This is a genomic window from Arthrobacter sp. Y3223164, assembly GCF_059091005.1.
Genome location: NZ_JBNHGF010000844.1, coordinates 1 through 466, shown reverse-complemented (window position 1 = coordinate 466; position 466 = coordinate 1). Strand labels below are relative to the sequence as shown.

The 466-nt window shown below is 71.9% G+C and carries 1 pseudogene; it reads right to left on the bottom strand.

Going from position 1 to position 466, the window contains the following annotated elements:
- Nucleotides 1-246 (bottom strand): annotated as a pseudogene (locus AC5RUJ_RS18330) (A/G-specific adenine glycosylase); the annotation flags it as partial.
- Between the last annotated feature and the right edge of the window lie 220 nt (nt 247-466).

Here is a 466-nt window from a genome sequence, read left to right as displayed (position 1 = left end):
ATCGGCGGCGAGGTCGGCCGGGCGCGGCCAGCGCCGCATCCACTGCTCCCAGACAGGCAGCACCCGGACCACGGGGGTCTGCTGCAGCATGAATTCGCTGACGAGGATGCCCCAGGGGCTGCAGTCCGCGCGGCGCCAGGGCAGGTCCCGCGCGCTGGCCGCGAACCAGGTCCGGATACGCGAATGCAGCAGTTCGGCTTCTGCCGGTTCTGTGGACGGTGCCGGTGCGGCGGCGGGGCGGGGCATGGAACTCCTACGGTGTGACCAACCAATACTGTACTGCCCGGCGTGGTGGTGACGGCACGGGCCGCCGCTGTCCTTAGCCTTAAGGCATGGCAGGCAACGGCACATCCGGCACCCGCGGGCAGGCTCCCGTCCGGCGGCCCAGCCCTGCCGTTTACCGCCGCCGTCGTTTGGTGGTGCTGGCCCTGGCCGTGCTGCTGCTGGCCGCCTTGGTGGCCGCCGG